Consider the following 6,515-nt stretch of genomic DNA (forward strand, 5'->3'; position numbering starts at 1 on the left):
GTAGGCGTGCGGACGGACGCCCGCGGCATCCCGCATCGCGACCAGGATGGCGGCGATGGCATTCGGCGCGGCAGGGCTGTCCGCACGGAGCACGCGGTGCAGCCACCGGCGCGCCTGTACCCCGACATCGACAACGCGTTCCTTCCGCCCGCCACCCGCGCCGACATCGCAGCGCAGGGCGCCGCGGCCGTACCTGCCACCACCGCCCGTCGCAGCGGCGCCGGGAAGTGCGGCGCGCTCGTCTTCGCCTGGGCGTACAAGGGCGGCGTCAACAAGACCAGCATCGCGATGCAGCTCGCACACCGTGGCGCCTCAAAGGGCCTTCGGGTCGTCCTCGTCGACATGAACCGCGGGCAGGGCGGCATCCGGACGATGCTTCGCATCGCCGACGACGCACCCATCCGGTCCGCGTACGACGCCTCCGTCAGCGGTGACCCCGCCGACGCCATCCTCATGCCGGACGAGCTCGCATCCTCCACCGTCCGCGCCAGCACCCTCGAACCGATCGACTTCGCCGTCGTCCTCGCACCCCCGCGCTCGGAAGCGGACATCAACGGCGCCTCCTGGGCCGTCTACCGGCAGATCATCGAGCACGCCCGCAGCGTCGCCGACCTCGTCATCGTCGACACGCAGACGGTCGAAGCCACCGACAACTCCGGGCTCATCGACAACGTCATGGTCCCGCTCATGATCGACGACGCCTGGGGTGTCGCGATCACCGAGTTCGCCAAGGAGTCCGTCGACAACCTCATCGCCGCGCTGCAGATGTACGCCGAGCGGGGCCTGAAGCGCGACCGCCAGCTTCTCGCCGTCACCCGCGTCCAGAACTTCGACCAGGCATCCGCCGCCGGCGTCGACCGGAAGTTCGGCGCGTTCGCACGGTTCGCCGGAACGACCGCGATCTCCGTCCACGTCAAGGACCAGCTGGACCGTGGCCGGATCGTCTCCGACGACCCGGCAGTCCGCCCTCTCCTGGACACCGTCCTCCTTCGCGTCACCGGCAACACCGACTTCGAAGAGCGCGCCAACCGTCCGAAACGGCGGGGCCTGTTCGGAGGTGGCCGCCGATGAGGATCACCCACTTCCCCCAGATGCTCGAGCTCGTCCACGGCATCGACCGGATCCTGATCGGCCGGACCGCCGCAGCCGTCGACCTCGTCGAGGTGCCCGACGGCGAGACCACGATCGTCCGGCTGCCCACCTGGTCGATGCTCAAGCCCGCCATCGACGTCGGCCTCAAGGCGGTCAAGAACAAGAACCTCGTCCTTCCGGCGCGCATCCAGTGGTCCTGCCCACCGCTCGTCTTCCTCGACCGGGACGCCACCACCCAGGTGTCTTGGCGGATCACGAACATGGGGCACCGCCTCTCCGGCCAGATCGAACTCACCCGTGACGGGCAGTCCGAGGAGATCCCCGGCCAGGTCGGCGGATCGGTCGACGTCGCGTTCTCCAAGCGCGACCTCGGACGGCGCATCCAGAAGCTCGCCACCGACGGTGACGTCGCCCGGTGGCAGGTCGTGCAGTCGTTCGAGGAGTACACACGCTCGAAGATCGCCGAAGCCAGCAAGCAGCTCGCACGGGAGTTCTCCGAATACCACGGCCGGTCCATCCCCGCGGTCCTCGACGAGCAACGCGTCGACGCGCTCCTCACCCACATGCTCTTCGGGAAGGGCGACTCCTCGATCGTCGGCCGGATGGTCGAGCAGGCGCTCGACCCGGTCGCGTTCGACAAGTTCGACCCGGGCCGCTACTTCTCCCTGAACCTCAAGCGGTCCGCGCTGGGAGAGGTCCGCCGCGTCATCGGTGACCCGCACATCGGGTCCAAGGTCCGCCGCATCCACGCCAAGGCGAACGTCTCCTCCCTCGAGGAGCTCGTCGAGGTCTACAACGAGTACTACCCGAACGAGCACCTCGGAGCCAAGCGCGCCGCTGCTGCACTGACCGCAGGGCACTTCCCCGAGGTGTTCGCCGAAGGGCTGCCGGACAGCGAGCTGCGTGACTTCGCGGACCGCCGGATCGGCGGTGGCATCTGATGCCGGCGCCATCCACTCCGCTCGCTGTCGCGAACGACGCCCGCGCACGCGCGAACGAGCTTCGCGCTGAAGCGCTCATCAACCTCGCCGAGGGTGTGTTCACCCAGCAGGACCTGTTCGAGTTCGCGGCCACCGCGTCCGGGAAGCCGCTCCTCCGGATCCCACTCCGCCAGGTCCTCCTCTCCACCCCCGGTGTCGGCGAAGCACGCGCCGGGAAGGTCCTCGAGCGCCTCCGCGACCTGCTGAACGTCCGCACCCAACCGCGGGACATGACCATCGCGTGGCTGCTCGACAGTCGCGCCGGCGGCCGCCGCTTCCTCGCATGGCTGGACACCGTCAGCCCCATCCGCACCGAACCATGGCCTGGCTTCCCGTGGGCGCCGGCACCGACCGGAGGTGCCCGATGAGCGCTGACGTCTCCACCTTCTTCGCCACTCGGATCAACGCGGCCCGCGGCACCAGCGACGCCGACATGAACCGTGCCCTGTCACGGCTCCTTCGCGACTTCGCCGGCCACATCTGGGGTTGGACGCAGACCGCATGCAGGCAACACGGCGACCGGCAGATGATGTACTCCGACGACGTCTACAACGTCATCAGCCTCGACGTCGCCCAGGCGCTCCGGAAGGAGATCGTCGAAGCGACCGAACCGCCGATCGTCAACTACTACTCGTACCTGCAGAAGATCGCGCAACGGTCCGCGTTCGCGTTCTTCCACTCCTCGGAGCGGACCGGGTTCTCCTCCGCCAGCGGCGCCAGCCGGCGGCTGTCGAAGATCAACAAGACCCGGAAGGAGCTGACCATCAGCCTCGGCCGGGAGCCCTCGGACATCGAGGTGGTCGAAGAGGTCAACCGTCAGGCGTACGCCACCCGGAAGGACCCACAGAAGCAGGGCGCGCTCGTCACCCTTGCAGACCTCCGCACGACCACCACGAGCTCGCTGGACGGGATGATGGAGGAGTTCGGCGACATCGTGTGGCGACCCACCTCGGCTGAGGACAGCGCCCTGTCCAGTGCCGAGGCACCGCAACTGGTCGACGCGATCGTCAACGGATGCGCGAACGTCTCCGCAGTGCTCGGCAAGGTCGCCGAGTCGTGGATCGGTCAGGCGATGGCGGAACCGCCGGTGATCCGCACGTCGAAGGAGATCGCTGGGGAGCTCGGGATGAAGCCCGCCGACGCGACTGCGCTGCTGTCGGACTGCAAGGCGGTCGCGAAGGTCGTCTGCCGTGAACTCCTCGGAATCGACTCGCCGTTCGCGTAGCCCAGGACACCAGTTCGGGGGCGAGAGGTCAAGGTACGTCGCAGCGTATCCTGACGCTTCAGCTCCGCGAAAGGTGGAACGGCGTATGAAGCGCGATCGTTTGCAGCTCGTGGGGATACTCGCACTGGCACTTTCGGTCGCCGTCACGGGTTGCGCATCGCAGGAGCCGACGTCCAAGCAGACCGACACGAGCGTCACACAGCAGGCCACGGACGCCACTCCGGAGGCCGTCGCACCGGAGTCGCCCTCGAGATGGAGCGATTCCATCGACAAAGGGATGCTGTTCATCAGCACACCTGATGAAGACGGGTACAGCTACGTGATCAGTTTTGACGATGAAACGGTCGCGGGGTTTGGAGTCAGCTACCCATCGATCGACCCGACGACCCTTCCGGCGGTCTATGCCGACGCTGTCGCTCAAGGAGAGACGCCGCCAGGAGGTGGTTGCAAGTTCCCTCTCACGGAGGCTGGTTGGCTGGAGGTAGGTAACCCCGTCAGTGACTCATTCCTCATCAGGCACACCGTGACGAATGCCACCGCCGACACCATCACCGTTACCCAGGTCTCTGACTTCAACGGCAATACTCGTGACGTCACGTACACGGGAGTGACGGCACCGGATCCCGAGGCGATGAAGCAGAGCCGTGGATTGGGATGCAGCCTGTCCGAGGATGAGCTTCGCGCCAAGGTCGAAGCGCTCGGCGGGTAACTCGTCGGGGACGCCGGTAGGCAGCGCCGGCCGCAGCCTGTCGACCCGTTCTGTCTGACCTCAGCGGTGCAGCGTCACCTGCGGTGAGCTGTACGACCTGTACCCGTAGGAGCCGGCGTTCCCGCCGGCGGTGCCGCGGGTCTGTCCGTCCTTCGCAGCCTCGGCCTGGTGTCGCCTCGCGGCTGCCCGGTCGGCGGTGGCTTGCTTCTTCGCGAGCTTCTCGAAGTCGGCACGCCTCACGCGGGTGCCGTCAGCCATCGTGAACTCCAGAGTCCGGAACGGCTCCCTGATCGCGCCGATGGGACCGTACGCGCTGGTGGTGTAGTTCGCGCCGTACCCGGACTCCATGGCCTCCTGGTTGTACTCGTCGTTGCCTGACAGCACTCCACCGGTGTTGCGAGTCCATTTCACCGTCTCGAGCGCCTTGAAGAACGCCTGCCCGAGCGCGCCGTCGTGCGCGTCCTCGACCGCGTGGTTGTTGTCGGACACCTGCCAGAGGACGGTGTTGTCCTCGCGCCGGAAGGAGATGACGCCGTGGTGTGTGCTCGCGCGGAACTGGGTTGTCCGGTTCGTCGGGAACTCCATGTCGATCTTCAGGATCCTGCGAGGGATGTCCCGCTGCCAGTTTGGGCCGACGAGGGTGTCGAAGCCGTCCGGGAGCGTCGACTCGGTTTCGGTGAAGCCGCCCCAGCTGTACTTCTTCCTGGTGTGCTTTTGCTCCCACGCGTCGAGCGCTGCGGCGTACGCCGCGCGGTCCGACTTCTGCTTCGCGGTGAGGGACTTCCAGAACTCCTGCGACGCGTCGAACAGTTCCTGCTTCCGCGCCCGGTCTGTCTCCTCGAGGAGCTTCCGGATACGACCGAATTCGGCGGCGGGGAGCTTGACCTCCCCTTCCTCCCATCCGTACTTCGACATGTCTAGAACGCGCCTTCCTTCTGGATTCGTTTCAGCTCGCGCGGAAACACGGTCTTCCAGACCGTCTCCCCGGTCTCGTCGTCGTACGCGAGACGCTCGGCGACCAGGAGTTTCCCGTCAGCGTCGATGTAGCTGCGCATCGCCCTGCCGTCGGAGCCGCCGCGTGTCAGGGTGATCGCTTCGATGGTCCCGGCGTCTCGGCCGCGTCCGCGACGGATGCTGGTGTTCGCGCGCCCGTTCGAGTCGAGCCGGTCGAGCGTCGCGGATTGAGAGTCAGTGGGCGTGACAGCGAAGTTCGACGCACGGCCGAGCGCCGAGTCCACGTCGAGAGACTCGACAAGGTCGGAGTACAACGCGCCCTGCCACTCGACACCTGGTTCCGGGAGCGATGCAGCGTCCAGGACGAGGCCGGACTCGAGGATCCCGAGTTCGGTCAGTTCGTTGCCGTCCGTGATGACGGTGGCGAAGATGCGCCCGAAGCTGTCTCCGCGGACAAACGTCGGCCCGTGCTCGGAAAGCTGCGTGAGCACAGCCGATTGCTCGCCGGTCGGGTCGACGCGGTGGCCGCTCGGCGGCCCCTTGATGAACGCGACGAGCGCGTCAACGTCAACCGGGGTGTGCTTGTGCTCGGCGAACTTCCCGGCCCGGTCGCGGACGATCGGGTCGACCACCGGTCAGTCCTTCAGGAGGTGGTGCACCGCGGCGTCCTCGAAGATCGCGATGCCGCCATCTTCGAGGTGGACCACCGAGAACGCATCCCGGCGGAGCACCAGCTGCGAGTCTGGGTCGGCGAGCTCGCGGTAGTACGAGTCGTAGTCCTCGAACGTGTCCCAGAGGGCGTCCTCGAAGTCGACGGCCGTGCCGTTCGGGAAGATCTTCACGAACTCCCACGCCGCCTGGCGGTTCTCCTCGGACTCGTTGATGAACGCGGACTGCAGCGGACGGATCGTGGGGATCTCGATGTTGGCTGCGGTGCGGGTCTGAGTTCCGAACTGCCCGTCGGTCCTGCGCGCGGTCTCGCGGGCAGCTTCGGCGGTGGCGGAGATGGGCTGGCTGGAGGTGAGGGTGCTCATGACGGGTAAGTGTGCGGCGGCTGTTCGCGGCACGTGCCGCGACGGTCAGTACCAGTTCGTGGCGCCTGAATGAGCCCACGCGGCGCACGGCGTCCCGTACCGCTTGGCGATGTACCCGACACCCCAGGTGATCTGCGTGTACGGGTTGGTCTCCCAGTCCGCGCCGGCCGCTGCCATCTTCTCGGCCGGCAACGATTGCGGGATCCCGTAGGCGCCGCTCGTAGGGTTCCGGGCTGTGTAGCGCCACCCGGATTCCTTCTGCCAGAGCGCGGCGAGGCACGCGAATTCGTCTGCGTTCCAACCTCTGGCCGCGACCATTTCGGCTGCGGCGTGCTGGGCTTCCGTGAGCGAGGCAGGGGACGCCGGCGGCCGAGGAGCTGGTGGCGCTGGTGGTGCGGGCGGCGGTGGAGGTGGTGGAGGTGGAGGCGGTGCTTCGACGACGAACCCGTCTCGGCTTGCAGGGGCGACGATCGCCATCTCTGAGACGTCGACCTTCTGTCCTGGTGCTCGCGGACCGGAGC

9 protein-coding genes are annotated in these 6,515 nt (G+C 67.2%); 5 read left to right on the plus strand and 4 right to left on the minus strand.

The annotated features are described in order from the left end of the window. Positions 1-96: 96 nt before the first annotated feature. The 5 genes from GH736_RS14730 to GH736_RS14750 all read left to right on the plus strand — a co-directional run bounded on the left by GH736_RS14730 (position 97) and on the right by GH736_RS14750 (position 4,006). On the plus strand, positions 97-1,071 hold the full coding sequence (locus tag GH736_RS14730; RefSeq protein WP_159604629.1) for a ParA family protein: 975 nt from the start codon (positions 97-99) through the stop codon (positions 1,069-1,071). Then, entirely contained in the window at positions 1,068-2,033 is a 966-nt protein-coding gene (locus GH736_RS14735) for a hypothetical protein (protein WP_159604631.1), read from the plus strand. The genes GH736_RS14730 and GH736_RS14735 overlap by 4 nt, the downstream gene beginning before the upstream one ends. Further along, positions 2,033-2,440 (plus strand): hypothetical protein, encoded by a 408-nt coding sequence (locus GH736_RS14740; protein WP_159604633.1) that lies wholly within the window; start codon positions 2,033-2,035, stop codon positions 2,438-2,440. Before GH736_RS14735 ends, GH736_RS14740 begins: the two co-directional genes overlap by 1 nt. Beyond that, positions 2,437-3,297: a hypothetical protein gene (locus GH736_RS14745; RefSeq protein WP_159604635.1), complete on the plus strand. Its 861-nt coding sequence runs from the start codon at positions 2,437-2,439 to the stop codon at positions 3,295-3,297. Before GH736_RS14740 ends, GH736_RS14745 begins: the two co-directional genes overlap by 4 nt. 85 nt (positions 3,298-3,382) lie before the next feature. Continuing rightward, positions 3,383-4,006, plus strand: a complete 624-nt coding sequence (locus tag GH736_RS14750) for a hypothetical protein (RefSeq protein ID WP_159604637.1) — start codon at positions 3,383-3,385, stop codon at positions 4,004-4,006. A gap of 60 nt (positions 4,007-4,066) precedes the next feature. Here GH736_RS14750 and GH736_RS14755 read toward each other — a convergent pair whose 3' ends face one another. From GH736_RS14755 to GH736_RS14770, 4 genes are all read right to left on the minus strand, one after another. Then, on the minus strand, positions 4,067-4,921 hold the full coding sequence (locus GH736_RS14755; protein WP_159604639.1) for a hypothetical protein: 855 nt from the start codon (positions 4,919-4,921) through the stop codon (positions 4,067-4,069). A gap of 2 nt (positions 4,922-4,923) precedes the next feature. Then, the gene (locus tag GH736_RS14760) at positions 4,924-5,592 is read right to left on the minus strand and encodes a hypothetical protein (protein WP_159604641.1); all 669 of its coding nucleotides are present in this window, start codon (positions 5,590-5,592) and stop codon (positions 4,924-4,926) included. 3 nt (positions 5,593-5,595) lie between these two features. Beyond that, positions 5,596-5,994 (minus strand): hypothetical protein, encoded by a 399-nt coding sequence (locus GH736_RS14765; RefSeq protein WP_159604643.1) that lies wholly within the window; start codon positions 5,992-5,994, stop codon positions 5,596-5,598. Between the two features lie 45 nt (positions 5,995-6,039). After that, positions 6,040-6,515 (minus strand): aggregation-promoting factor C-terminal-like domain-containing protein (locus GH736_RS14770; protein ID WP_159604645.1); only part of this gene is annotated, 476 nt, incomplete at its 5' end.

Origin of the sequence: Agromyces humi, assembly GCF_009720255.1 — a bacterium.
Classification (GTDB): Bacteria; Actinomycetota; Actinomycetes; order Actinomycetales; family Microbacteriaceae; genus Agromyces; species Agromyces humi.

What these genes read in the sequence shown, in the direction of transcription:
- GH736_RS14735 (WP_159604631.1), top strand. Translation starts at nt 1,068, where the DNA reads ATGAGGATCACCCACTTCCCCCAGATGCTCGAGCTCGTCCACGGCATC.
- GH736_RS14740 (WP_159604633.1), top strand. Translation starts at nt 2,033, where the DNA reads ATGCCGGCGCCATCCACTCCGCTCGCTGTCGCGAACGACGCCCGCGCA.
- GH736_RS14745 (WP_159604635.1), top strand. Translation starts at nt 2,437, where the DNA reads ATGAGCGCTGACGTCTCCACCTTCTTCGCCACTCGGATCAACGCGGCC.
- GH736_RS14750 (WP_159604637.1), top strand. Translation starts at nt 3,383, where the DNA reads ATGAAGCGCGATCGTTTGCAGCTCGTGGGGATACTCGCACTGGCACTT.
- GH736_RS14755 (WP_159604639.1), bottom strand. Translation starts at nt 4,921, where the DNA reads ATGTCGAAGTACGGATGGGAGGAAGGGGAGGTCAAGCTCCCCGCCGCC.
- GH736_RS14765 (WP_159604643.1), bottom strand. Translation starts at nt 5,994, where the DNA reads ATGAGCACCCTCACCTCCAGCCAGCCCATCTCCGCCACCGCCGAAGCT.